The sequence below is a fragment of the Pseudomonas fluorescens genome, assembly GCF_018614775.1.
Classification (GTDB): Bacteria; Pseudomonadota; Gammaproteobacteria; order Pseudomonadales; family Pseudomonadaceae; genus Aquipseudomonas; species Aquipseudomonas fluorescens_BY.
The window spans coordinates 25,920-50,488 of sequence record NZ_JAGGOF010000042.1 but is presented as its reverse complement, the minus strand read 5'-3'; the positions used below and the strand labels follow the sequence as shown (position 1 = coordinate 50,488).

Genomic DNA, 24,569 nt, shown 5'->3' with positions numbered 1-24,569 from the left:
AACAGCGTAAGTCGGACCAGCCCATGATTAAACACCGCTTCCCGAGCGCACTGTCAACTACGCGATAACTATGTACCACCCTCACGCCGTCGTCTTTGCCCACGCTGGCCGCTTCATCCATGGATGCGCCGCCCGGCGGCGCCTTGATCGAGAAGCAACGATGACGACCGCAACCACGCCCCTGCTCTTTTCCCACGTATTGGACGCCCATCGCCTGGACCAACTGGAGGGCCCCCACGAATTGACCCAGGCCGACCTCGACTGGCTGCACCACGCGGCGCTGTCCACCCACAGCTTGCGCGCGGCGCAGACACCCGCGATGTCGGCCGAGATGATTCGCCTGCACGCCGAGGGCAAGGCCCCGATCCCGCTGGCCGGTTGTTTCACCCTCAAGGTCTTGCCCGATAAAAGCGCGTCAGGCAGCAACCCCGCGTTCCTCTATACGCCGTATGGTGGAATCAAGAAGTTCGCCAGTCCCGAAACGCTGGATAACGCGATCGAGGATCTGCTGAAGAACGCCGCGGAACGTGACGAGCTGTTTCGATTTCTGTCGATTCCCCAGCGCACCGAGCTGAAGGGTGCGTCCGTCATTACCACGTCCAGGCAAGTCATCAGCGATGATGTTTTCAGCACCCTGGTTGAATCCATCGAGCATGCCCAAGGCCTCAATGCCCAGGCCATGGTGGATGAGCTGGTCAGACTGCCCTCGCTTGCCACGATGCTTGATCGGGTATTGAACGACGGGTTGTCGAATCTTGATCACAGACAAACCCGTGTCGCCCTGACCGTGGATGGCGAGCCGGGAACGACTGGAGCGCGCCCGGTCACCCGGAACCTGTCCCTGAGCGACGCGGTTCTGGCGTTCTTTCACCATCAGGGTCGGCCCGCCGGGCACGATATCGCTTTCATCCACCCAGACGTCACACCGTCGCCTCACAACGCGCAGCAGTGGCAAGCCATACTGAAGGACGCCGCCGCAAACCTGATCCCCAAGCTCACCGAGCGCCTTGATGATTACTGGGACGCGATCACTCCTTTCCATACCTCGCGCCGGGACTTCCTTGCCCAGGTCATCAGCGATGGGTTTCGCGCCGCCATCCTCATCAAGCGGGAAAAACGCCAGCTGACCGAAACCCAATGCCAGGAACTGCTGCGCCTGTACCGCTCGTCGCGGCCGGACGAGCCGCTGCTGTTCGTGGAGTCGGTCCGGCTCTGGGAATACGCTCCGCTTTACGTGGAGCTGGCAGGCGCGTTGATGATCAGTGGCAAGCAGCACTACCTCTACACGCCCAGTCACGGCCTGCTGGGCATCGACAACCACTTGGGCTTCAAGCAAGCGCTGCTCGGTGCGCCAACCACGCTCGCCCGAAAGGAAGCGCTCTATAGCCTGCTGAGCCTGGAGGAGCGCAACCGCTTCCTGCGCCTCGACGAGCCGCAGTTGTCGGGAAAGTCGCTCACCTATCCGGTGTTCGAGTCCCTGGCCGAGGCAATCATCAACAAGCAAATGAACAACCTTCAGTACGCCATGGAGATGTCCCGCCAAGGCGATATGGATGTTCACGCATTGCTCGACAAGGCCCTGGACATCCGCAGCCTGATCAATGAAAAGCTCTTGAGTCAGCCGACCCATGGACACTGGAACACCCAGCCGTCGTTCTATGGGGAACTGCGACCGTCCAACTTCCTGGCCGATAAACTGGAACGGCAGGTCAACAGCTATAACAGCGTCGAACACGCCTTCAATGGCCTGTTCAGCCAGTTACCGAAATCCACCGACATTGCTCTGGACAATGAACTACGGGACCTGCTGCCCGAACTGACCCACGTGTTTTCCCAGGGGTTGCGCGCAGAGGCCGAGCTCAGGGAGCGCAACGGATCACTGCCGCCCGCCGCGCATGACCTTATCCGCACAGTCTTTGCCTTTGATTCCCAATACCCTGGCCGCACCCGGCGCTTGAGCGTCAGGGGCTTTCGACCGGATGTCTATTCGTTGCGACTGGCCTGCACCGCAGAGGGCGTCACGGCGTCCCTGCCCCTCGCCAACTGCTTTCTATTGACCGAGCGCGGTGGGCTGGATACACCCTATTCAGGCTTGGGGATTGTCTGGACACCTGCCGGCGGCTTGCAGGCTTTCACCTCGGTCGAGTTGGCCACGCAGCAGTTGAACCGCTACCTGCTGGACGCTCGGAAGCGCTTCATCCTGCTCGCCAACCTGCCTGCCGCACAGCGCAAGCCCCACGGGCGCTATCGACTCGAGGCATTCGAACTGATCGAGGACAACCCGCTGAGGAACCGGATGACCTCGTTCATCGGTTATTTTGAAGCCGAACATGGCTACCTGAGGAACCTGAAGGCCGGTGACTGGCGTCTGGCCGGCCCGGCACTGGTTGACAGTCTTCAAGCCCTGACAAGGCAAGGCGCCCCTACCAATCTGGTGCGTGCTGCGCACATCGCCAAGGCCGACCGGTGGCAGCAGAAACTGCCCGCCTGGCTCGGCACCGCCTCCCTTGAGGATCAACGCCTGCACGTTGATCTACTGGAGCAATACAAGAACAGCGTAAGTGACGGCAAGGACTATCTGGACGGCATCGAACCCTTGCATGCCTACGTGAGCACCAGGCTCAAGGTGTTATTGGCCGCGCGATTCCCCGATAAGAACCTTGACCCGGCCACGCTTCAGATCACGCCGAAACTTGCCCTGACGGGACCCGCCAGCCTGTTGACCGACTTTGCCCTGAATCACGTCAACATCACGGCCATCCCGGGCTTCAAGGTGTCCTCCACCAATGGGCAAACGCTTCCGGACAGTTTGAACGAAACAGCGATCCGGCAAATCCTGTTGTCGTTGGATATTTCCACCACCTATAAAAACACCGTGCTGAACAAGCTTTCTGACACTGGCGCGGACGTCGAGGAACGCCAGCGGAGGTTCCGTCGGCAATTGCCCTGGCAACTGTTGCAGCATGCTCACGCACGGCATTTGCAACAGCACCTTTCGCCCAAGGCATTCGACCTGCTTCGACAGGTGTTGGACATCCCCGACGGCCTGGCGCGCCAAGCGGTGGAAGGTGCCAACGCCCTGATGCGCCCGCTGGAGCTGATCAAGACCGCAGGCGCCACGGCGGTCAAGGCGTTGGGCCTGTATCTGATCGGGCCGGACGCCAGCGCCGCAGGGCCGCACATTGTGTACGCGCCCTATCATGCCACCCACAGCTTCATCGAGTTCAAGGACGAAGCCAGCGTCATCAGCGCATTCAACACCCCGGGAGCGCTTCAGGACTTGCTGATCCGGCGACTTCCGGAGCACCAGCAGGCCACCTTCAAGAACCTGTTCGCCAGCACGGTCGGGCGTCTGTCGGAAATCAGCCTGGCGTCTAATCCGATCCAGACCAACCTGCTCGACACCTTGTTCAGCGACAATCGCCAGCTGGTAACGCAGATGCTGACCGCACAAGCCGATAAGAACCAGCAGGTTGATTGGGAAACCGTCCTCCATCTGTTCAGCGCCGGGGTCAAGTTCATTGGCAGGCAATTGCAGGGCAAGCTGACCTTCATCGAGACGCTTTGGGAAAGCTACCAGGACTTCAAGGCCTCCTCCGAAGCCTTGCAAGAGCATGATTGGAAAGCCGGCCTGCACAACTTCATCGCCGGCGCGGCCGAGATGGTGTCGCTAGGAATGATGAATCGCGACGATACCTTCGGCCTGCTTGATCCTGTGGCGCCTGCTGCGCAGGACGCCCGTGCGCTGACCCCGCCCCGATGGCAGGACATCGCCTCCACCGCTGCAACACGCACCCATCTGCAAGTCTTCGAAGCCCTGGGTGTCAGCCTCGCGAACCTCAAGACCACCGCCATCGACGGGATCTACAAGGCCGCGGAGTCGGGCAGGTTCTATACTTGCCTGGCCGGCAAGGTATTCGAGGTGGCAAAGGCCAACCAGGCTTGGCGCGTGGTCCATGAAAACGGCGAGGGCCCGCTGCTCAAGCGCTCCCACGACCGAAGAACGTGGCTGATCGATCCACAGCGACACACCATCCGCTACGGAAAAGTGCTATCGACCCTGGCCAATGCCTACAGCGACCACAAAGCGGGCGAGGCGCTGAACATTGAAGCCCGGGGCATGAATGAGATACGCCGAAAATACCCACAGCATGCCAACGTCATTGTGCAGGCCCTGGAAACGGCCCGCTATTACTGCGCCAATGCCCTCAGCAACCTCGATCAAGTCAAACAAGGGGTGCCTTCGGGTGCTCGCCTGGATACTTATCTGAAGCGTTTTTTTGGGGTCTACAGTGTTGACGCGGCGCTGATCCGCAAAGTGCACACGGCCGTCTCGCCTTTATGCCAGGCATTGGCGAATCCCGCCTGGGCCTTGCAGAACGGCACGCGCATCGTGATCGGCGACCTCAGGGACAATGCCGACAGAGCCACGGCCTTTGTGCTCGAGCCTCAAGCAAAAGGCCGGATCTACCTCACCCAACTGTTCTTTGATGCGGGGCTGGAAACCTACAAAGCGCTTGTTCCGGACACGTTCAATGTCGATGCCCATGCCCAGGCATCAACCCTCATCCATGAAATCTCCCATCAACTGTTCAACACATTCGATATCGTCTACCTGGATGCCGCACTGCCCTTCCTGGACCTGATTTCCACCGCAACTCATTTGGGTCGCACGGCTTATAACGAGCAGGAAGAACTTCAGCACAATGGGCTTTCCCTGAATACGCCACGGGCCAAGCTGTTCAGGGAATGGGACAGCGCCGCCAACGCACTCAAAAGCCTGGAGCGCCTCCCCCACCATAAGGAAACGGTCAAGGCCATTCTGGAAATGACCGGTGCGGCGAGCATGGAAGAAGCGCGCGACGCATTCCTGGATCCGCATCTGCCTGATAAACGCATCGACGTCATACTGCGCAATGCAGATTCCATGACCTTGCTCATTTGTGAGCTGGGGAGGCAGCTCGACCCCGCGTGATCGATCGCAGTGGGCTTGGCGGCTGGCGTTGAGCTTGTTCGGGCGGCCGCTCGACCACGGAGGTTTGACAAAGTCAGGGCAAATTTTTCACATCGGCACCTTCATGATGCCCACCCTCGCTCGTCCCGCTACAGGAGAGTATCCGTGACCTTTGCTGATCAGGCTGATAAGGAGTTTTTGCATGCGTAACGCGCAACGGTTCGTGGAGGGCAAGCCGCGGTCGACCGGCGTCTCCCTGGGCGGCTCCCACATCGCGTTCGGCAGGCCCACCGAGCGAGGCGGCAATGAACACATCCGGCGCCTGCTCAAGAGCTTCGGGCTCAGGACCAGCCTGATCCGCCTCAAAGTCATCGATGCCTTGCTCAAGGCCGCTGGCGAGAATCAGTGCCTGGGTGTGCGGGACGTCCACAGCCAGTTGCTGGGACTGGACATTCCGTCGTCCTTCCTCAGCGTACGCGAAGTCTTGAAGCGCCTGTGCAGCGAGGGGGTCGTCGTGCTCGATGCCGACAAGCGTTATCGCTTGCACCCCACGGCAATGGCGGTCATTGAAGCGGGCGAATGACGCCCGGCGTCAGGGCTTGACCTTGCGCCGCATCACCCCGTTGAGCACCACGACGATGACTGCCACGGCAATCGCGATGTATTGAAAAAGCTGCTCGCTGATCATCCCCTTGCCCTGCATCCAGGACAGTCCCAGCATGATCGCCAGGACAACGAGGACGATCAGGACGGAGTATTTCAAGCGTTGTGAATGAGTCATTGTCAATTTCCTGAATGTTGCCGTTCTGTATCCGGAGGCAACCGTCTTGACACCGGGTCGGGCCATGACGCGCAGCGCACGGGCGCCGCCATGTTACAGCCAGGGTGCCGGTTCGACCATCGCAGCGACCTGTCCACGATCATCTCCTGCACTTGACGGCACCGCCGTCGATATACGGCATTCAAGCTCCGCAGGGACTTGCCGATAGTAATTGGTACGCTTATTCCAACGACTCCCGAAAGACGCCTTCCTGCAAGGAACCACCCACATGCCCGCATTCCGAACGATTCAGGCTCGCTACACGCTGTTCCTGGTTCTATTTATCCTGGTGCTGTCCATCCTGACGGTCGTGGGCATCAGTTACCTGGTCGCGCCCAAACTGCGCCATACCGAGGAACAAGTGGTACTCAACCGTATCGCCGAGGTGGCGGTGCAGATCCAGGGCGAGCTGAACAAAGTGCAGGCACAGCAACGCAGCATCACCCAGACCATCCCGCTGCTCGACAGCGATGCCATCGACAAAGTGCTGCCCGGACTGGTCGATCAGTATGGCGAGCTGAAAGTCTTCGGCGGCGGCATCTGGCCGCTGCCTAACCAGCGCGCCGAGGGCCGCAGCAAGTTCAGCACGTTCTGGCACCGCGATGCTTCCGGCAAACTGGCGGTCAACACGTTCTGGAACAGCGACGCCGCACCGAACTATTACGAACAACCCTGGCACAAGGGCGGCATGGCCACCCCGCCCGGCAAATGCGCCTGGGCTGCCGCGTATAAAGACGATGCCAGTGCCGAGCCGCGCACCAACTGCGCCATGGCCATCCAGAAAAATGGCGTGCCGTACGGCGTATCGACCATTGACGTGACCCTGGGTTTCTTCAACGACCTGATCGCGCGCAAAGAAGCCGACCTGAGCGCAGAGATGCTGATCGTCGAAGGCGACGGCAAGATCATCAGCAACAGTACCCGCATCAGCGGGCCGATCGTGCTGAAGAACATCAGCGAACTGGCGGCCTCGTCGCCCTTCGCCGCTCAGGTCCAGGCTGGCCTGGCCCACCGTGACCAACCGCTGCAACGGGTCGAGTTCGACAATAAAGGTGAGGCCAGCACGTTTTTCATGCGGCCCATCGAAGGTTCTCCGTGGTTCCTGGCGACAGCATTGCCTACCCGCCTGATCACAGCCCAGCGCGACGACGTGCTGAACACGCTGAGCCTGCTGCAAATTCCGATGGTGATTCTGCTGGTGTTGATGCAGCTGTACGCGATCCGTCAGTTGACCAACCGCATGAGGATTCTCAAGGGCAACATCGACGCCTTGTCCGCCGGCGATGCCGACCTGACCCGGCGCATCACCATCCGCGCCGAAGATGAACTGGGCGCCATCGGTCATTCGGTCAACAGCTTCATCGCCTACTTGCAGAACATGATCGGCGAAGTCACCCAGGCCACGGGCGCCATGGCCTCGAGCCTGGAGAACCTGCAACGGACCTCGGCGCACACCAGCGAGATCCTGATGCGCCATGCCTCGGAAACCGACCAGACCGTGACGGCCATCACCGAGATGAGCTCTACGGCCGAAAGCGTGGCGCAGAATGCCGCCGAGACCGCGGCATTCACCCAGCGCGCCAACGAGCATGCCGATCGCTCTCGCGTGGTGGTTGGCGAGGCGTCCAACAGCGTTGTGGCGCTGATCGATGAGGTGTCCAGTGCCACCCGCAAGGTCGAAAGCATGCAGCAGGACGCCCAGCGCATCACCGAGATTCTTGGCGTGATCGGCGCCATCGCCGGACAGACCAACCTGCTGGCCCTCAACGCAGCCATCGAGGCCGCCCGTGCCGGTGAGCAGGGCCGCGGTTTCGCCGTGGTCGCCGACGAGGTTCGCGCCCTCGCCGCCCGCACCCAGGCCAGCACCTCGGAAATCAACGAAATGCTGACCCGCCTGACCCAAGGCGTGAGTTCGTCGGTGGCCGCCATGGAAAACACCCAGGCCAGTTGCCAGTCGGCCGCCGATGCGACCTCGCGCGTCAACTCGGGCCTGGACGAAATGGCCGGCTCCGTCAGCCAGATCAACAGCCTGAGCACCCAGATCGCCACCGCTGCCGAGCAGCAGAGCGCCGTAACCGAAGAAATCAATCGCAGCATGGTGCAGATTCGCCACATGGTGGAGGAACTGGTGGAAAGCGGCCTCGCCAGCGAAAACAACACCCGCCAGCTGTTGGACGCCAACAGCCGGGTGAACGCAATCATGAGCCGGTTCAAGGTGCGCTAAGCACTACTGCCATACGCCACCGCCATAAAATGTTGTGGGCGAATATGAAATCCCATATCCGCCGCACAATCCCTGTGGGAGCGAGCCTGCTCGCTCCCACAAGGGGCCAGCGGCACCAGCGTCGCTCGTGTGCTCATTTGCCACCTGACAATTCTGTAATCCCCGCCTCAGCCTCCTGTCAGTTGCCCCTCGCTACTCTGCTATCCTCCCGCCCAATCGTTCGACAGAGAGCCCTTCCATGGCCAAGCCCCTGCACCTGCTCGCCCTGAGCGCGCTGTTCCTGACCACCCTGGCCCAGGCCGTCGAGCCAGCCACCATCGACGTGCACCGCGATGCCAATTGCGGTTGCTGCAAAAAATGGATCTCGCACCTGCAAGAGAACGGTTTCAAGGTCAATGACCACATCGAGGCCGACATGAGCTCAGTCAAGCAACGCCTGGGCGTGGCGCCCAACCTGCGCTCCTGCCACACCGCCGAGATCAACGGCAAGTTCGTCGAAGGCCATGTCCCGGCCGATCAGGTGCTGGCGCTGAGCAAGCGCGATGACCTGCTTGGGGTCGCCGCGCCGGGCATGCCCATGGGTTCGCCGGGCATGGAAATGGACGGCATGAGCGACGCTTATCAAGTGATTGGCCTGAAAAAAGACGGGACGCAAACCGTCGTCGCGGATTACCCCGCCCACTAAGGTGGTTTGAACGTTCGGGCGGTTCGGTTGCCTGTGGTTAATGTCGCCATAATCGGAGCCCGCCAGGATCGGCGGCGGTCCCAAGGAGATTGACCATGTCCCATTCCACCGCCCGTTGGCTGCCCAGCCTGTTCCTGATCGCCGCCCTGCCCTGGTTCGCCCAGGCCGCCAATTCAATCGATGGCCCGGCCTATGGTGCGCAACTGGAGGGGTTCGAATACCCCTACACCCTCAAGCACTTCGCCTTCCAGTCCCAGGGTAAATCCTTGCAGATGGGCTACATGGACGTGCCGGCCCAAGGCAAGGCCAATGGGCGCACGGTGCTGCTGATGCACGGCAAGAATTTCTGCGCCGCCACCTGGGGCGACTCGATCAAGACCCTCAGCGAGCACGGTTACCGGGTAATCGCGCCGGACCAGATCGGTTTCTGCACCTCGAGCAAACCCGACCACTACCAATACAGTTTCCAGCAGCTGGCGAGCAACACCCAGGCCCTGCTCAAGGCCCTCGGTGTACAGAAAGCCATCGTGCTCGGCCACTCCACCGGCGGCATGCTCGCCACCCGTTATGCGCTGCAATTCCCTGATCAGGTCGAGCGCCTGGGGCTGGTCAATCCTATTGGCCTGGAAGACTGGAAAGCCCTCGGCGTGCCCTATCGCACGGTGGACCAGTGGTACGAGCGTGAACTGAAACTCAGCGCCGACGGGATTCGCGACTACGAGCGCAAGACTTATTACGGTGGCCGCTGGAAGCCTGAGTTCGAACGTTGGGTGGACATGCTGGCGGGCCTGAACAAAGGCCCGGGGCATACGCAAGTGGCGTGGAACTCGGCGCTGATCTACGACATGATCTTCACCCAGCCGGTCTATTACGAGTTCAAGGACCTGAGCGTGCCGACCCTGCTGCTGATCGGGACCGCCGACACCACGGCCATTGGCAGCGACATCGCGCCGCCCGCCGTGAAAGCCAGGCTGGGCCATTACGAAGTACTTGGCAAACAGGTCGCGCAGCTGATCCCGCGCTCAACGCTGGTGGAGTTCCCCAATCTGGGGCACGCGCCGCAGATGGAAGAGCCGGAGCAGTTTCACCAGGCCTTGCTCGGCTGGCTGGACAGGCCCATTCCCTGACGAGGTGTTCCATGGCGGTGCAAATAGCAGTCATCGACGATTGGCAAGACGTGGCGCGGGACGTGGTCGACTGGTCGGTGCTGGACAGCGTCGGTCCGGTAACCTTTGTTCATGACTACCCCGCCGACCGCGACACCCTCGGCGAGCGTTTGCAGCACTTCGACGTCATCTGCGTGATGCGTGAGCGCACGGTATTCGACGAGGGCCTGCTGCGGCGCCTGCCCAATCTCAAGCTGTTGCTCACCGGTGGCATGCGCAACGCCGCCCTTGATCTTCAAGCTGCCACCGAACTGGGCATCCAGGTCTGTGGCACCGAGAGCTACAAGCACGCGGCGCCCGAGCTGACCTGGGCGCTGATCATGGCCCTGACCCGCAACCTGGTGCAGGAGGCCAACGCCTTGCGCGCCGGAATGTGGCAACAAGGGTTGGGTGGCGACCTGCACGGCAAGACGCTGGGGATTCTCGGTCTGGGCAGCATCGGCACGCGGGTGGCGCAGTTCGGCCAGGCGTTCGGTATGCGGGTGATCGCCTGGAGCGAGAACCTCACGGCCGAACGCGCCGCCGAGGCGGGCGTGACCTATGTGAACAAGCAGGCGCTGTTCGAGCAGGCCGACATCCTGTCTATCCATGTGGTGCTCAGCGAGCGCAACCGCGGCCTGGTGGATGCCCAGGCGCTGGGCTGGATGAAGCCCGAAGCGCTACTGGTCAACACCGCTCGGGGGCCGATCGTCGACGAAACCGCGCTGATCGACGCCCTCCGGCACAAACGCCTGGGCGGCGCGGCCCTCGACGTATTCGCCCAGGAACCCCTGCCCTGCGACCATCCCTTGCGCACCCTGGAAAACGTCCTCGCCACGCCTCACATCGGCTACGTCACCCGGCAGAACTACCAGCGGTTCTATTCCCAGATGATTGAAGACCTGCAAGCCTGGGCCGCCGGCAAACCGATCCGCCTGCTGACCCCGACGGCCTGACCTGACCACACAATGATCCCGGGCATGTAACCGCCATCAAAATCACCGCAACCCCTGTGGGAGCCGGGCTTGCCCGCGAAGGCGTCAGCACAGCCAATATTAATGCCCGCAGACACGCTGCTTTCGCGAGCAAGCCCGCTCCCACACGTGATGCGGTACCGGCCAGGGCCATCAAAACGCCTCTAGCCAGCACGCCCTAAAAAGGTGCGCCGCGCCATCCAATCGCGCGCCTGGATAAAACACCTGCTCCCCTTACACACTTTTCATTTCAGTGAAGTGCATTTCGTCGGCGGGTGTTCCCCGCTGTTTTGTAAGACATTGCCGTCAAAAAACGTGATTGTCCGACAATTCGACGAAGCGCACCGCAGCGCTCTAGCTTCTGACCTAGACTCGCGAACCGGGGGTTTTACCGACCGGTCATCCAGACGAAAAAAAGTCGAAACTTTTCGCAACGGCGACGGGTCAGGTTAAAGGAAGGGCAACAGTGGCTGGTGCAGTCCTTGCAACGGCCCTCCCACCTGATTCGCTTCGCCGCATTGGGCAGCGCTTTGCTTTCCTTGCGTAGCGCTTGTGCGCCTGGCCGCAGGATTCGGCCAATGAAACAACAGCTCTGGCGCTTGCCGGAAACAGATCGAGAAACACAGGAGAGAGTTATGATCAGTGCTGCCTTGGAACCACAACAGGTCCGTTCTCAATTACCGCCGGCGGCCGAGTCGCCGACGGCTCCGGTGCTGGCCACCGGCGGCAAGGCACTGCTTCCCGTCGTTCGACAGAATCCCAATCGCAAGAAGGTCCTGTTCGTCACGTCGGAAATCGCCGACCTGGTCAAGACCGGCGGCCTGGGAGACGTGTCCTCGGCACTGCCACGGGCCATGGCCGGGCTGCATGATGTCCGGGTATTGATTCCTGGCTATCCGCAGGTGATGAACAGCGGCAATCCAATCCACATCATTGGCGAACTCGGCGGCCACGCCGCGCTACCGCCGTGCAAGATCGGTCGCATGGACATGGCCGACGGCCTGGTCATCTACGTCCTGATCTGCCCCGAGCTGTATGCCCGCGAAGGCTCGCCCTATGGCGCCAACAACGGTCGCGACTGGCCGGACAACCATATTCGCTTCGCCCGCCTGGGCCTGGCCGCCGCTGACATCGCCGCCAACCTCGCCCAGATCCACTGGTGCCCCGACCTGGTCCACGCCCATGACTGGCCGGCCGGGCTGGCGCCGGCCTATATGCATTGGCGCGGCCAACGCACGCCGACCCTGTTCACCATTCACAACCTGGCGTACCAGGGTGTAGTGAGCCTGGCGTGCTGCCCGGAACTGGGCATCCCCGAACACGCCTTGCAACAGGAAGGCATGGAATTCTACGGCAAACTGTCGTTCCTCAAGGCCGGCATGGCCTACTCCAGCCACATCACCACCGTCAGCGCCACCTATGCCCAGGAGATCACCACGCCCACGTTTGGTTGCGGGCTCGATGGCTTCCTGGCAGCCAAGACCCAGCAAGGCCTGCTCAGCGGTATTCCCAATGGCATCGATGAAAGCTGGGATGCAGCGACCGATTCGCACCTGTTCTGCAAATTTGCCATCGGTGACTGGAACGGCAAGGCGGTCAATGCCAACCATGTGCGCAACCTGTTCGGCCTGGACGACTCCAGCGGACCGCTGTTCGCCGTGGTCTCACGCCTGGTCTACCAGAAAGGTCTGGACCTGACCGAAGCGGTCACCGAATTCATCGTCGAGTCGGGCGGCCAGATTGCCATCATCGGCCGTGGCGAACCGGAGGAAGAACAAGCCATGCGCGAACTGGCCCTGCGCTTCCCGGGGCGGGTCGGCGTGCGCATTGGCTTCAATGAAACCGATGCACGGCGCATGTTCGCCGGCAGCGACTTCCTGCTGATGCCCTCGCGCTACGAGCCCTGCGGCTTGAGCCAGATGTACGCCCAACGCTTCGGCTCGCTGCCGGTGGCTCGCAATACCGGCGGGCTTGCAGACACCATCGAAGATGGCGTCACCGGGTTCCTGTTCGATGAGTCCACCGTCGACAGCTACAAACAAGCCCTCGCCCGGGCCTTCAAGGTCTTCGAATTCCCTGAACTGCTCAACGCCATGCGGTGCCGGGCGATGTCGGCGCCTTTCAACTGGAGCCAGGCGGTAGAACCCTACGCCGAGCTCTACGAACAACTGGTGGCTAAATCACTGGGTAAATCGGCCAGACAATGAGGTAACGATGTCGTCAAGGACGCCTGATACATGGACCCATGGTGCGGTCATGCTCGATGCCGAGCACACCCGCTTCGCCCTCTGGGCCCCTGATGCATTTTTTGTCAGTGTCGAGCTCGACACCGGAGAGTCAATACCGCTCCTGCCCCAGCCTGATGGCTGGTTCATGATCCAGACCCGCTGTCCCGCCGGCACCGGCTACCGCTACAACATCGACGGTGAACTGGAGGTGCCGGACCCGGCCTCCCGCGCCCAAGCCGGCGACATCGACCGCCACAGCGTGGTGGTCGATCCCCACGCCTATCAATGGCGGCACACCCATTGGTCCGGTCGGCCCTGGTACGAAGCCGTCATCTACGAACTGCACGTGGGCGCCCTCGGCGGCTTCGAAGGCGTCGAACAGCACCTCGCTCACCTGGCCGGACTGGGGGTCACCGCCATTGAACTGATGCCGCTGGCGCAGTTTCCCGGTGACCGCAACTGGGGCTATGACGGCGTCCTGCCCTACGCACCGCAGGCCTCCTACGGCACGCCGGAGCAACTCAAGCACCTGATCGATAGCGCCCACGGCCATGGTTTGGCAGTGATCCTGGATGTGGTCTACAACCACTTCGGCCCAGACGGCAACTACCTGCACCGCTACGCCAAGGGCTTTTTCCGCGAGGACAAGCACACCCCCTGGGGTGCGGCCATCGATTTTCGCCGCCGCGAGGTGCGGGATTTCTTCATCGACAACGCGCTGATGTGGTTGCTGGAATACCGCTTCGACGGCTTGCGGCTGGATGCCGTGCACGCCATCGAAGACCCGGACTTTCTCCAGGAACTGGCAGCCAGGGTGCGCGAACAGGTCGACCCGACTCGGCATGTCTGGCTGAACGTGGAAAACGAACACAACCAGGCCAGCCTGCTGGAGCAAGGCTACGATGCCCAATGGAATGACGACGGCCACAATGCGCTGCACGTCCTGCTCACCGGCGAGACCGACGCCTATTACGCCGACTACGCCGAGCAACCGACCGAACAACTGGCCCGCTGCCTGAGCCAGGGCTTCGTGTTCCAGGGCCACACCAACCGCCACGGCGAATCCCGCGGCGAACCCAGTGGCCACCTGCCGCCCAGCGCGTTCGTGCTGTTCCTGCAAAACCATGACCAGATCGGCAACCGTGCGCTGGGTGAACGTCTGCATCAACTGGCCCCGCCCCAGGCGCTGCAAGCCGCAACCGCCCTGCTGTTGCTCTCGCCAATGATTCCGCTGCTGTTCATGGGCGACGAGGTCATTGCAGAACAGCCGTTCCTGTTTTTCACCAGCCACCACGGCGAGCTGGCGGAGCTGGTACGTGAAGGTCGGCGTAACGAATTCAAGGCCTTCAGCGCTTTTAACGACCCGGAAAAACGCGAACGGATTCCCGATCCCAACGCGGCCCCTACGTTCGAAACATCACGCCCGAACCTGGAAGCCCGGCAACCGGAGCAACTGGTCAACGAGACGCTGTACCGCCGTCTGTTGAAAATCCGCCGCGAGGAAATCGTCCCGCGCTTGCCCGGCGCGCATTTCCTCGACACCGAAGTGCTCGGCTTCGGCGCGGTCTGCGCGCGTTGGCAACTGGGCGATGGCAGCGTGCTGCGCATCGACCTCAACCTCAGCGCCGAACCGGTGACGCATACCGTCGCCGAAGAACCGCGCATTCTTTTCGAACATCCGCCTCAAGCCATGGGTCTGTTGAAACAGGGCGTACTCGCGCCCTATAGCGCGCTGGTCAGTCTGACGCAAGCGACAACCTTGCCCCCTATCACTGGAGAGCGCCCATGAGCGATGCGCAACTGGAAATTCTCGCTGGCCGAGCGGGCCTGGCGGTGGATTGGATCGATGCCAATGGCAGGGCCCAGAAGGTCTCGCCGGCGGTCTTGCGCTCGGTCCTCACCGGCCTCGGACACCCCGCCGGCACGGCCCAGGAAATCGACGCCAGCCTGCTGCAGTTGCAGCAGGAACAACAGAATCATCAATTGCCACCGTTGCTCACCGCCGACGTCGGTGCCAGCGTGGATTTGAGCCGCCACTTCGAAGCCGGCACCCCCTGCGAAATCCGCCAGGAGGACGGCGCGATACTCAACCTGAAGCTCGACGCCGATGCCAAGCTGCCAGGTTTGTTGGCGGTGGGTTACCAGCACGTCAGCATCGAGGGGCAGCACTTCACGCTGGCGGTCGCGCCGGCGCGTTGCTACAGCGTCGCTGATGCGGTGGATAACAAGACGCCACGGGCCTGGGGCCTGAGCGCGCAGCTGTATGCCCTGCGGCGCCCCGGCGACGGCGGTTTCGGCGACACCCAGGCCTTGGAAGAACTGGCACGGGTGGCCGGCGAGCGCGGTGCAGAGGCCATTGCCATCAGCCCGATGCACGCGATGTTCAGCAGCGATACCGGCCGCTACAGCCCTTATTCACCGTCCAGCCGGCTGTTTCTCAACAGCCTGTACGCAGCGCCCGGGACTATCCTCGGTGAGCGCGCCCTGCGTACCGCCATCGATGCCACGGGCCTGACCAATCAACTGCGCATGCTGGAGGAACAGCCGCTGGTCGACTGGCCGGTAGCGGCCGAGGCCAAGCAGAAAGTCCTGCGCGCCCTGTACGAGGGTTTCAGCCAGGGCGAACACCCCTTGCATGAAGACTTCAGCAGCTTCCGTCACAGCAGCGGCGAAGCCCTGGAAAACCATTGCCGCTTCGAAGCCTTGCAGGCCGAACGTGCCGCCCGGGGCGAAAGCCTCGACTGGCGACAGTGGCCGGAAGAATGGCGCAACCCGCGCAGCGCGGTCCTGGCGTATTTTGCCGAAGAAAACGCTGACGAGATCGGCTTCTACGCCTTTTGCCAGTGGCTGATTGCGCGGTGCCTGGAGCGCGCCCAGAGTGCGGCCAAATCCAGCGGCATGGGCATCGGCCTGATCGCCGACCTCGCGGTGGGCGCCGATGGTGCCGGCAGCCAGGCCTGGAGCCGTCAGGATGAACTGCTTGCGTCGCTGACGGTGGGCGCACCGCCGGACATTCTCAATCGCTCCGGCCAAGGCTGGGGGATCTCGGCGTTTTCTCCCGAAGGCTTGGTGCGTAACGGCTTTCGCGCATTCATCGAGATGCTGCGGGCCAACTTCGCCCACGCCGGTGGCCTGCGCATCGACCACGTCATGGGCCTGCAACGCCTCTGGGTGATTCCCAACGATGCGCCGCCTTCGGACGGCGCCTACCTGTATTACCCCGTCGACGACCTGCTGCGATTGCTCGCGCTGGAGTCTCATCGTCATCAAGCCATCGTGCTCGGCGAAGACCTCGGCACCGTGCCGGAGGGTCTGCGGGAAAAGCTCATCGCCCGCTCGATCCTCGGTATGCGCGTGCTGTTGTTCGAACAGGACAACACCCACTTCAAGCCTATTCTCGACTGGCCGGACAATGCCCTGGCAACCACCAGCACCCATGACTTGCCGACGCTCAATGGCTGGTGGCACGGTCACGACATCGACTGGAATGCCCGGCTCGACCTGATCGATTCCCACACCGAAATGGACTGGCGCAAACACCGCGAGCGCGAACGCGAGGGCCTGCGCAGCGTGTTGAACCAGGATCCGCAGAACTTTCTTGAAGAACAACGTGAAACCGATCAGGTACTGGATGCCAGCGTGCGCTTCCTCGGCCACACCCGTGCGCCGCTGGTACTGCTGCCGCTCGAAGATGCCCTGGGCATCGAAGAGCAGGCCAACCTGCCCGGCACCATCGACACCCACCCCAATTGGCGGCGCCGCCTGACTCACGAAAGCCAGGCGTTGCTGGAACACCCGGACGCCGCCCGGCGTCTGGAAATACTCGCCTGCGCACGACTCCAGGCGAACGAGCGTGACCAATGAACGAACCGACAATCCAACCTTTGCGGGCGACGCTTCGCCTGCAATTTCATAAAGGCTTCACCCTGGACGATGCCATACCGCATGTGTCCTATTTCGCGGCGCTGGGCATCAGCCACATCTATGCGTCCCCGCTGCTCAAGGCCCGCGCCGGCTCCATGCACGGCTATGACGTGGTCGATCCGACCCTGGTCAACCCGGAGCTGGGCGGCGAAGACGCCCTGCGGCGCCTGGTGGCGACCCTGCGCGAGCATCGGATGGGACTGATCCTCGACATCGTGTCCAATCACATGGCCGTCGGCGGCCATGACAACCCCTGGTGGCTCGACTTGCTGGAATGGGGACGCTTGAGCCCTTACGGCGAGTTCTTCGACATCCAGTGGCACTCCCCCGACCCGTTGATGGAAGGCCAGTTGCTGCTGCCGTTCCTCGGCAGCGACTACGGCGTGGCGTTGCAGGAAGGCACGTTGCAACTGCGTTTCAACGCCGCGCAAGGCAGCTTTTACGTCGAGCACTACGAGCATCACTTCCCCATCTGCCCGATGCACTATGGCGAGCTGCTCAAGCCCGCTGAAGAACTCCCAGCGGAGCTTGCCGAAACGCTCAAGGGCCTGGCTGAGCGCTTCACCACCTTGAACTACCAGACCGACGCCCACGCACTCGCCCGTCCGCTACAAGGCGAACTGCGCGAACTGGCCACACAACCCGCCCTCCTCGCCGCCATCGAGGACAACGTGCGCCGTTACGACTCCACGCAAGCCGAGGGTTTCGCGCGCCTGCATCAGTTGCTCGAACGCCAGAGCTACCGGCTTGCGAGCTGGCGCACGGCTGCAGACGACATCAACTGGCGGCGGTTTTTCGATGTCAACGAACTTGGTGGCCTGCGAGTCGAACGCCCGGCCGTGTTCGAAGCCACCCACGCGAAGATCTTCGAGCTGGTCGAGGAAGGACTGGTGGACGGGCTGCGCATCGACCACATCGACGGGCTCGCCGATCCGCGCGGATACAGTCGCAAGCTGCGCAGGCGCCTCGATGCGCTTTCGCCAGGGCGTCACCTGCCGATTTTCATCGAAAAGATCCTCGGCGAGGGCGAGACCCTGCGTCTGGACTGGAACATCGACGGCAGCACCGGTTATGAGTTCATGAACCAGATCTCGCTGCTGCAACATGACCCGGCCGGTGCCGAACCGCTCGCCGAGTTCTGGAGTCAGCAGAGCGAGCGCCCCGCGCACTTCATCGAAGAGGCCCGCCTCGCTCGCCAGCAGGTCCTCAACGGCTCCCTGGCCGGGGATTTCGAAAGCGTCGCCCAGGCCCTGCTGCAAGTGGCCAGGGACGACGTGATGACCCGCGACCTGACCCTGGGCGCGATCCGTCGGGCCTTGCAGGAGTTGATCGTGCATTTTCCGGTGTACCGCACCTACATCAACCCCTTGGGCCGCTCCGCCGAAGACCAGGTGTTTTTCAACCAGGCGCTGGAAGGCGCGCGCCAGACCCTCAGTGAGGCCGACTGGCCGGTGCTCGACAGCCTGGCCGAGTGGCTCGGCGGCATGCCTTGGCGACAACGTCCACCTGGCCCCCAGCGCAAACGCCTGCGCCATGCGTGCGTGCGCTTCCAGCAACTGACTTCGCCAGCCGCGGCCAAAGCCGTGGAAGACACCGCGCTGTACCGCTCGGCGGTGCTGTTGTCACGTAATGACGTGGGCTACAACACCGAGCGTTTCAGCGCCCCGCCGCAGGAGTTCCACCAGGCTTGCATTGAACGACTGGAGCATTTCCCGGACAACCTGCTGACCACCGCCACCCACGACCACAAACGTGGCGAAGACAGCCGGGCCAGGTTGGCGGTGCTCAGTGAGCGGGCTGAGTGGTACACCGGCTGCGTCGAGCAGTGGCGCATCCTCTCGCCCTCGCTGCACAGCGACCCCGCGGCGCCGTCGCCTGGTGATGAACTGATCCTGTACAAGGCGTTGTTGGGGAGTTGGCCGCTGGACCTGGACATTCAGGACCACAGGGCCTTGGCCGAGTACAACGAGCGCCTGTGGCAGTGGCAGCGCAAAGCCCTGCGCGAAGCCAAGCTGCAAAGCAGCTGGGCGGCGGTCAACGAAGCCTATGAGCAAGCCACCCAAATGTTCCTCGAACGCCTGTTGCTGGGCGAGGAAGGACTGCCATTGCGCAGCGCCATCGCCGAAGCGGTCCAGGCCATCGCCCCGGCGGGCGCCTTGAACAGCCTGGCGCAAACTTTGCTGCGCATGACCGTGCCCGGTGTGCCGGACCTGTACCAGGGCAACGAGTTCTGGGATTTCAGCCTGGTGGATCCGGACAACCGTCGCCCGGTGGACTTCGACGCGCGTCGCGAGGCGTTGCAGGCCGACAGCCCCCCGGCAGCGTTGCTGGAGAATTGGCGCAGTGGTCGGATCAAGCAGGCATTGATCGCCAAGACGCTGGCCATGCGCGCCCAGTGTCCACAGTTGTTCCAGAAAGGTTGCTATCAGCCCCTGGAGGTGGTCGGTGAACAGGCCCATCGGGTGCTGGCGTTCATGCGCGAACATGAGCAGCAACGGGCGGTCATCGTGGTACCGATCCGGGCGGCGCGCCTGCTGGAAAACGGTGCGCAGCCAATGGTGGCCGCTTCGGCGTGGGGCGATACCCGCGTCTCGCTACCGTTCACCAGCCAGGAAGGAAAACTGAAGGGACTTTTTGCAAGCGCAGCAGTCACACCTCAAAGGGAGCTGCTGGTCAGCGCCGCGCTGGGGGATTTCCCGGTCAATGTCTTTATCCAATCTTGAGTTGTCAGGAGCACTGCGATGAGTACCGACGATAAACGCATTCGAGAATTCGCCTATCAGATCTGGGAGTCCGAGGGTAAGCCTACCGGGCACGAGGAGCGCCACTGGGAGATGGCGCGCAAACTGGCTGAAGCCGAAGCCCTGGCACCGAGCAAACCGGCCAAGGCAACGGCCAGCAAGGCCGCCGCCAAGGCTGACGGCACCAAGCCTGCCGCGCCGAAGAACGCTGCGGCCAAGCCGGCCGCAAAAAGCGCCGTCCCCAAGGCAAAGCCGGCAGCGGCGAACTCGGCGGTTGAAAAGCCCGCCGACAAGAAACCACGGGCCGTACGCAAGCCACCGGCGGTTTGATCATTGGGCCACGCAACTTCCTTGCTGGTGTACACCGTGGCGAGGGAGCTTGCTCCCGCTGGGCTGCGCAGCAGCCCCAGGATCCGCGGGTGCTTCGCGGCCAAGCGGGGTGGTATGGCGTTTCGCTAGCCCCCCTCGCCACGGGCGCTTACAGGCGCGCTGTCAGGTAAATCACAACCTTTTAATCCCCCCGCTTTACCGTATCTGTCTTTTGCAGGAGCAACTATGACCCGTCCAAAAAAAACCACGCCGCCGCCGGTTATCGAGGCTTCGCGGATTCGTGAAGGGCTGCCTTTTCCACTCGGTGCGACCTGGGATGGCCTTGGGGTCAATTTCGCGCTGTTTTCAGCCAACGCCACCAAAGTCGAACTGTGCATTTTCGATGACACCGGCGAGGTCGAACTCGAACGTATCGAGTTGCCGGAGTACACCGACGAGATCTACCACGGTTATCTGCCCGATGCCCACCCGGGGATGATCTATGGCTACCGGGTCTACGGCCCTTATGACCCGGAGAACGGCCATCGCTTCAATCCAAACAAGCTGCTGATCGACCCGTATGCCAAGCAACTGGTCGGTGAATTGAAATGGTCCGAAGCCCTGTTTGGCTACACCATCGGCCACCCCGACGGCGACCTCAGTTTCGATGAACGCGACAGCGCGCCGTTCGTGCCCAAGTGCAAAGTCATCGACCCTGCGCATACCTGGGGCCACGACCACCGCGTGAGCGTGCCATGGGACAAGACCATCCTGTATGAAACCCATGTGCGCGGCATCAGCATGCGTCACCCCTCGGTGCCCGAGAACCTGCGCGGCACCTTCGCCGGGTTGATGGTCGACGACGTGCTCGAGCACATCCGCAAGCTGGGTGTGTCATCGGTGGAACTGTTGCCGATCCACGCCTTTGTCAACGACCAGCATCTGCTGCAAAAAGGCATGACCAACTACTGGGGCTACAACAGCATTGCCTTCTTTGCCCCGGATCCGCGCTACCTGGCCAGCGGCAAGATCGCCGAGTTCAAGGAGATGGTTGCGCACCTGCACGAAGCCAACCTCGAAGTCATCCTCGACGTGGTCTACAACCACACCGCCGAAGGCAACGAACAAGGCCCGACCCTGTCCATGCGCGGCATCGACAACGCCTCGTACTACCGGCTGATGCCCGACGACAAGCGCTACTACATCAACGACTCCGGCACCGGCAACACCCTGGACCTGAGCCACCCGTGCGTCTTGCAGATGGTCACCGACTCCCTGCGCTACTGGGCCACGGAAATGCATGTCGACGGGTTCCGCTTCGACCTGGCGACCATCCTGGGCCGTTACCATGACGGGTTCGACGAGCGCCACAGTTTCCTGGTCGCCTGCCGGCAGGACCCGGTGCTGCGCCAGGTGAAAATGATCGCAGAGCCTTGGGATTGCGGCCCCGGTGGCTATCAAGTGGGCGGCTTCCCACCCGGCTGGATGGAATGGAACGACAAGTTCCGCGACACCATGCGTGCGTTCTGGAAAGGTGATGACAGCCAGTTGGCCGACTTCGCGAGCCGTATGACCGCCTCCGGCGAGATGTTCAACCAGCGCGGCCGACGCCCCTACGCCTCGGTGAACTTCGTGACCGCGCATGACGGTTTTACCCTCAATGACCTGGTGTCATACAACGACAAACACAACGAAGCCAACGACGAAAACAACCAGGACGGCAGCGGCAACAACCTGTCCTGGAACCACGGCGTCGAAGGCCCGACCGACGACCCGGAGATCAACGCGCTGCGCCAGCGGCAGATGCGCAACTTCTTCGCGACGCTGCTGTTTGCCCAAGGCACACCGATGATCGTCGCCGGTGACGAGTTCGCCCGCACCCAGCACGGCAACAATAATGCCTATTGCCAGGACAGCGAGATCGGTTGGGTCAACTGGGACCTGAGCGAAGACGGCGCGGCGCTGCTCAAGTTCGTCAAACGCCTGATCAAGCTGCGCCTGACCTACCCGATCCTGCGGCGCGGTCGCTTCCTTGTGGGCAATTACAACGAGGACATCGGCGTCAAGGACGTGACCTGGCTGGCCCCTGACGGCAACGAGATGACCATCGAGCAGTGGCAGGACAGTCACGGCCGCTGCCTGGGCATGTTGATGGACGGTCGCGCACAGGAAACCGGCATTCGACGCAAAGGCGGCGATGCGACGTTGTTGTTGGTGGTCAACGCCCACCATGACATCGTCAATTTCCGCTTGCCGGAAGTGCCGGAAGGCAGTTTCTGGACGTGCATGGTCGACACTAACCAGCCGACGGTACGCGGGCAGGAGCGTTTCGACTTCGACGCCGAATATTCCGTCACCGGGCGTTCGCTGCTGCTGTTCGAGCTGCACCGTGAGGAAGAGGATTAAAAACTGGCGCTAAACCATTTAAGATAGAGGCCTGCATGGACGCAGGTCTCCTATTCATGCGGCCCAGTCCAAAGAAAAAAATGCAGCTCAGACGCAGATGTCACGCGACGAATCGGCCGCCATGGTCAATACTTTGCTTGCGGTAGATTCCAGGATTCGGAGCACCGCGAATCGCAGTCATGCCCGCACGGGCCCATCGGGTAAGTAGGCCCGGTGCAAGACTGCAGGATTGAATACAACAAGGACGTCACCCATGAAACCCGCCTCTCGCCTGCACAGCCGGCAGCACCCGCAAATATGGAACAGCGCACCGCAACTGGCCGACATTCCCATTATCAGCACCCAGACGCTCGTGCCTTCAGGCGCCCGCGCGGTGATCCTTGCCCCGCATCCGGGCGATGAAGTCGGAGCCTGTGGTGGCCTGCTCCAGCTGCTGAGCAACCTGAACCAGCCCACGTTGTTGATTTCGGTCACCGACGGCGCCCTCAGCCACCCCGGTTCGCCACTGAGGAACGATGAGCGCTTGCGCACCCATCGCCCTCACCCCCAGGAAAGCATCGACGCCCTGCACCGCCTGGGCATACCCGCCCATGGCCTGCAATGGGTGCGCGGTGGTTTTCCGGAAACGGTCCTGGCCGAACATGAGGGCGAACTGGCGGTCTTCATTGGCCAACATCTGCGACCGGGTGACGTGGTGTTCGGCACCTGGCGCCAGGACGGCGACAGCGACCACGACACGGTGGGTCGCGCCGGGGCCCAGGCCGCGGAGGCCGTCGGGGCCATATTCAACGAAATGCCCATCTGGGCCTGGCACTGGCCCGTGCGCGAACAGAAGAAAATCCCCTGGCACCGGGCCCGCAAACTGCGCCTCGACGTCTGGACCACCGCCCGCAAACGCCACGCCATGTACGCCTATGCCAGTCAACTCAACGGCGAACCCGCCAACGGCATAGCACCCCTGGTCCCACGGGTTATCCTTGATCGCATGGGCATGCCGTATGAGATTGTCTTTATCTGAAGTACCCCGGTGGGAACAAGCCTGCTCGCGACAGCGGTGGGTCAGTCGGCATCTTTATTGGATGTAAGGCCGCCTTCGCGAGCAAGCCCGCTCCCACACTGTTTTCTGCATGACCCAAAACTTCGACCCGCCACAGATCCCCTGTGGGAGCGGGCTTGCTCGCGAAAGCGGTGGGTCAGGCAATGACAAGCCCCATGAAAAATCCGGAACTGCCGAAGCTCCCCATCAGTCGCATGAACAGGTACGACTGATTCAGGAGTGAACGTGACTCGAGATCCCGATTGGCGGGCCGTCGAAACCCTGCCGTTGGACACGCCGGCGGCGGTTCACCGGCTGCGGATTCTGACGGTCAATACGCACAAGGGCTTTACCGCCCTCAACCGTCGCTTCATTCTGCCCGAGTTGCGCGAAGCGGTGCGCAGCACCGGCGCCGACCTGGTGTTCCTGCAGGAAGTGCTGGGCGAACATGACCGCCACGCCACGCGCTATGACAACTGGCCGCAAACGTCCCAGTACGAATTCCTCGCCGACAGCATGTGGAACGACTTCGCCTACGGCCGCAATGCGGTGTACCCCGACGGTCATCATGGCAACGCACTGCTGTCCAAATACCCGATCCGCCAGTTCCGCAACCTCGACGTGTCCATCACCGGCCCGGAACGCCGCGGCTTGCTGCATTGCGTGCTCGACGTACCAGGCCACGCCGAAGTCCATGGGATCTGCGTGCACCTGAGCCTTCTGGAAAGCCATCGCCAACTGCAGTTGAAACTGCTCTGCCAGTTGCTCGATTCCCTGCCCGAAGACGCCCCGGTGATCATCGCCGGCGACTTCAACGACTGGCAGTTGCATGGCAACACCACCCTTGCCCGCCGTGGCTACCTGCATGAAGCCTTCGAGCACCACCACGGCCGCCCCGCCCGCACGTATCCGGCGCGCTTTCCGTTGCTGCGCCTGGACCGCGTGTACCTGCGCAACGCCAGCAGCCACGCGCCGCAGATACTCGGCACCAAGCCATGGACACACCTGAGCGATCACCTGCCACTGTCGGTGGAAGTGCATCTGTAACCCGGGTTTTCCCGCCCCGCGCTGCGCAGGCACCTGTAAGTTCTGACAGTAGCGACGCTCGTTATTCGTTGTTAGG

15 protein-coding genes are annotated in these 24,569 nt (G+C 62.2%); 14 read left to right on the top strand and 1 reads right to left on the bottom strand.

Features of this window, described 5'->3' with window-relative positions; all coding sequences use genetic code 11:
- Positions 1 to 160 precede the first annotated feature (160 nt).
- Complete coding sequence (locus J7E36_RS11570; protein ID WP_215002925.1) at positions 161 to 4,975, top strand: M35 family metallopeptidase; 4,815 nt, start codon at positions 161 to 163, stop codon at positions 4,973 to 4,975.
- A gap of 181 nt (positions 4,976 to 5,156) precedes the next feature.
- Positions 5,157 to 5,537 carry a fe2+ zn2+ uptake regulation protein gene (locus J7E36_RS11565; protein WP_215002923.1) on the top strand — a complete coding sequence of 127 codons (381 nt, stop codon included), beginning with the start codon at positions 5,157 to 5,159 and terminating at the stop codon, positions 5,535 to 5,537.
- 9 nt (positions 5,538 to 5,546) lie between these two features.
- Here the strand turns inward: J7E36_RS11565 and J7E36_RS11560 are convergent, their stop codons facing one another.
- On the bottom strand, positions 5,547 to 5,735 hold the full coding sequence (locus J7E36_RS11560) for a hypothetical protein (RefSeq protein ID WP_215002921.1): 189 nt from the start codon (positions 5,733 to 5,735) through the stop codon (positions 5,547 to 5,549).
- A gap of 268 nt (positions 5,736 to 6,003) precedes the next feature.
- Between J7E36_RS11560 and J7E36_RS11555 the strand changes: the two genes are divergently transcribed.
- From J7E36_RS11555 to J7E36_RS11500, 12 genes are all read left to right on the top strand, one after another.
- Positions 6,004 to 7,998 carry a methyl-accepting chemotaxis protein gene (locus tag J7E36_RS11555; RefSeq protein WP_215002919.1) on the top strand — a complete coding sequence of 665 codons (1,995 nt, stop codon included), beginning with the start codon at positions 6,004 to 6,006 and terminating at the stop codon, positions 7,996 to 7,998.
- Positions 7,999 to 8,236: 238 nt separating this feature from the next.
- Complete coding sequence (locus J7E36_RS11550) at positions 8,237 to 8,683, top strand: DUF411 domain-containing protein (RefSeq protein WP_215002917.1); 447 nt, start codon at positions 8,237 to 8,239, stop codon at positions 8,681 to 8,683.
- 95 nt (positions 8,684 to 8,778) lie between these two features.
- Complete coding sequence (locus tag J7E36_RS11545) at positions 8,779 to 9,810, top strand: alpha/beta fold hydrolase (protein ID WP_215002915.1); 1,032 nt, start codon at positions 8,779 to 8,781, stop codon at positions 9,808 to 9,810.
- An 11-nt stretch (positions 9,811 to 9,821) separates the two neighbouring features.
- Positions 9,822 to 10,784, top strand: coding sequence for a D-2-hydroxyacid dehydrogenase family protein (locus tag J7E36_RS11540; protein WP_215002913.1), 963 nt, complete (start codon positions 9,822 to 9,824; stop codon positions 10,782 to 10,784).
- A gap of 653 nt (positions 10,785 to 11,437) precedes the next feature.
- Complete coding sequence (glgA, locus tag J7E36_RS11535; RefSeq protein ID WP_215002911.1) at positions 11,438 to 13,009, top strand: glycogen synthase GlgA; 1,572 nt, start codon at positions 11,438 to 11,440, stop codon at positions 13,007 to 13,009.
- 7 nt (positions 13,010 to 13,016) lie between these two features.
- Positions 13,017 to 14,819, top strand: a complete 1,803-nt coding sequence (treZ, locus tag J7E36_RS11530; protein ID WP_215002909.1) for a malto-oligosyltrehalose trehalohydrolase — start codon at positions 13,017 to 13,019, stop codon at positions 14,817 to 14,819.
- Positions 14,816 to 16,894, top strand: a complete 2,079-nt coding sequence (gene malQ / locus J7E36_RS11525; RefSeq protein ID WP_215002907.1) for a 4-alpha-glucanotransferase — start codon at positions 14,816 to 14,818, stop codon at positions 16,892 to 16,894. The genes treZ and malQ overlap by 4 nt, the downstream gene beginning before the upstream one ends.
- Positions 16,891 to 19,677, top strand: a complete 2,787-nt coding sequence (locus tag J7E36_RS11520; RefSeq protein WP_215002905.1) for a malto-oligosyltrehalose synthase — start codon at positions 16,891 to 16,893, stop codon at positions 19,675 to 19,677. Before malQ ends, J7E36_RS11520 begins: the two co-directional genes overlap by 4 nt.
- An 18-nt stretch (positions 19,678 to 19,695) precedes the next feature.
- Positions 19,696 to 20,025, top strand: a complete 330-nt coding sequence (locus J7E36_RS11515; protein WP_215002903.1) for a DUF2934 domain-containing protein — start codon at positions 19,696 to 19,698, stop codon at positions 20,023 to 20,025.
- A gap of 225 nt (positions 20,026 to 20,250) precedes the next feature.
- Positions 20,251 to 22,410 carry a glycogen debranching protein GlgX gene (gene glgX / locus J7E36_RS11510; RefSeq protein WP_215002901.1) on the top strand — a complete coding sequence of 720 codons (2,160 nt, stop codon included), beginning with the start codon at positions 20,251 to 20,253 and terminating at the stop codon, positions 22,408 to 22,410.
- 253 nt (positions 22,411 to 22,663) lie between these two features.
- Positions 22,664 to 23,428, top strand: a complete 765-nt coding sequence (locus J7E36_RS11505) for a PIG-L deacetylase family protein (protein WP_215002898.1) — start codon at positions 22,664 to 22,666, stop codon at positions 23,426 to 23,428.
- Between the two features lie 264 nt (positions 23,429 to 23,692).
- Entirely contained in the window at positions 23,693 to 24,493 is an 801-nt protein-coding gene (locus tag J7E36_RS11500) for an endonuclease/exonuclease/phosphatase family protein (protein WP_215002896.1), read from the top strand.
- Positions 24,494 to 24,569: the final 76 nt, after the last annotated feature.

Coding starts and splice junctions, on each gene's coding strand:
- J7E36_RS11515 (WP_215002903.1), top strand. CDS start 19,696: ATGAGTACCGACGATAAACGCATTCGAGAATTCGCCTATCAGATCTGG.
- J7E36_RS11520 (WP_215002905.1), top strand. CDS start 16,891: ATGAACGAACCGACAATCCAACCTTTGCGGGCGACGCTTCGCCTGCAA.
- glgX (WP_215002901.1), top strand. CDS start 20,251: ATGACCCGTCCAAAAAAAACCACGCCGCCGCCGGTTATCGAGGCTTCG.
- J7E36_RS11555 (WP_215002919.1), top strand. CDS start 6,004: ATGCCCGCATTCCGAACGATTCAGGCTCGCTACACGCTGTTCCTGGTT.
- malQ (WP_215002907.1), top strand. CDS start 14,816: ATGAGCGATGCGCAACTGGAAATTCTCGCTGGCCGAGCGGGCCTGGCG.
- J7E36_RS11560 (WP_215002921.1), bottom strand. CDS start 5,735: ATGACTCATTCACAACGCTTGAAATACTCCGTCCTGATCGTCCTCGTT.
- J7E36_RS11570 (WP_215002925.1), top strand. CDS start 161: ATGACGACCGCAACCACGCCCCTGCTCTTTTCCCACGTATTGGACGCC.
- J7E36_RS11545 (WP_215002915.1), top strand. CDS start 8,779: ATGTCCCATTCCACCGCCCGTTGGCTGCCCAGCCTGTTCCTGATCGCC.
- treZ (WP_215002909.1), top strand. CDS start 13,017: ATGTCGTCAAGGACGCCTGATACATGGACCCATGGTGCGGTCATGCTC.
- J7E36_RS11565 (WP_215002923.1), top strand. CDS start 5,157: ATGCGTAACGCGCAACGGTTCGTGGAGGGCAAGCCGCGGTCGACCGGC.
- J7E36_RS11540 (WP_215002913.1), top strand. CDS start 9,822: ATGGCGGTGCAAATAGCAGTCATCGACGATTGGCAAGACGTGGCGCGG.
- J7E36_RS11505 (WP_215002898.1), top strand. CDS start 22,664: ATGAAACCCGCCTCTCGCCTGCACAGCCGGCAGCACCCGCAAATATGG.
- glgA (WP_215002911.1), top strand. CDS start 11,438: ATGATCAGTGCTGCCTTGGAACCACAACAGGTCCGTTCTCAATTACCG.
- J7E36_RS11550 (WP_215002917.1), top strand. CDS start 8,237: ATGGCCAAGCCCCTGCACCTGCTCGCCCTGAGCGCGCTGTTCCTGACC.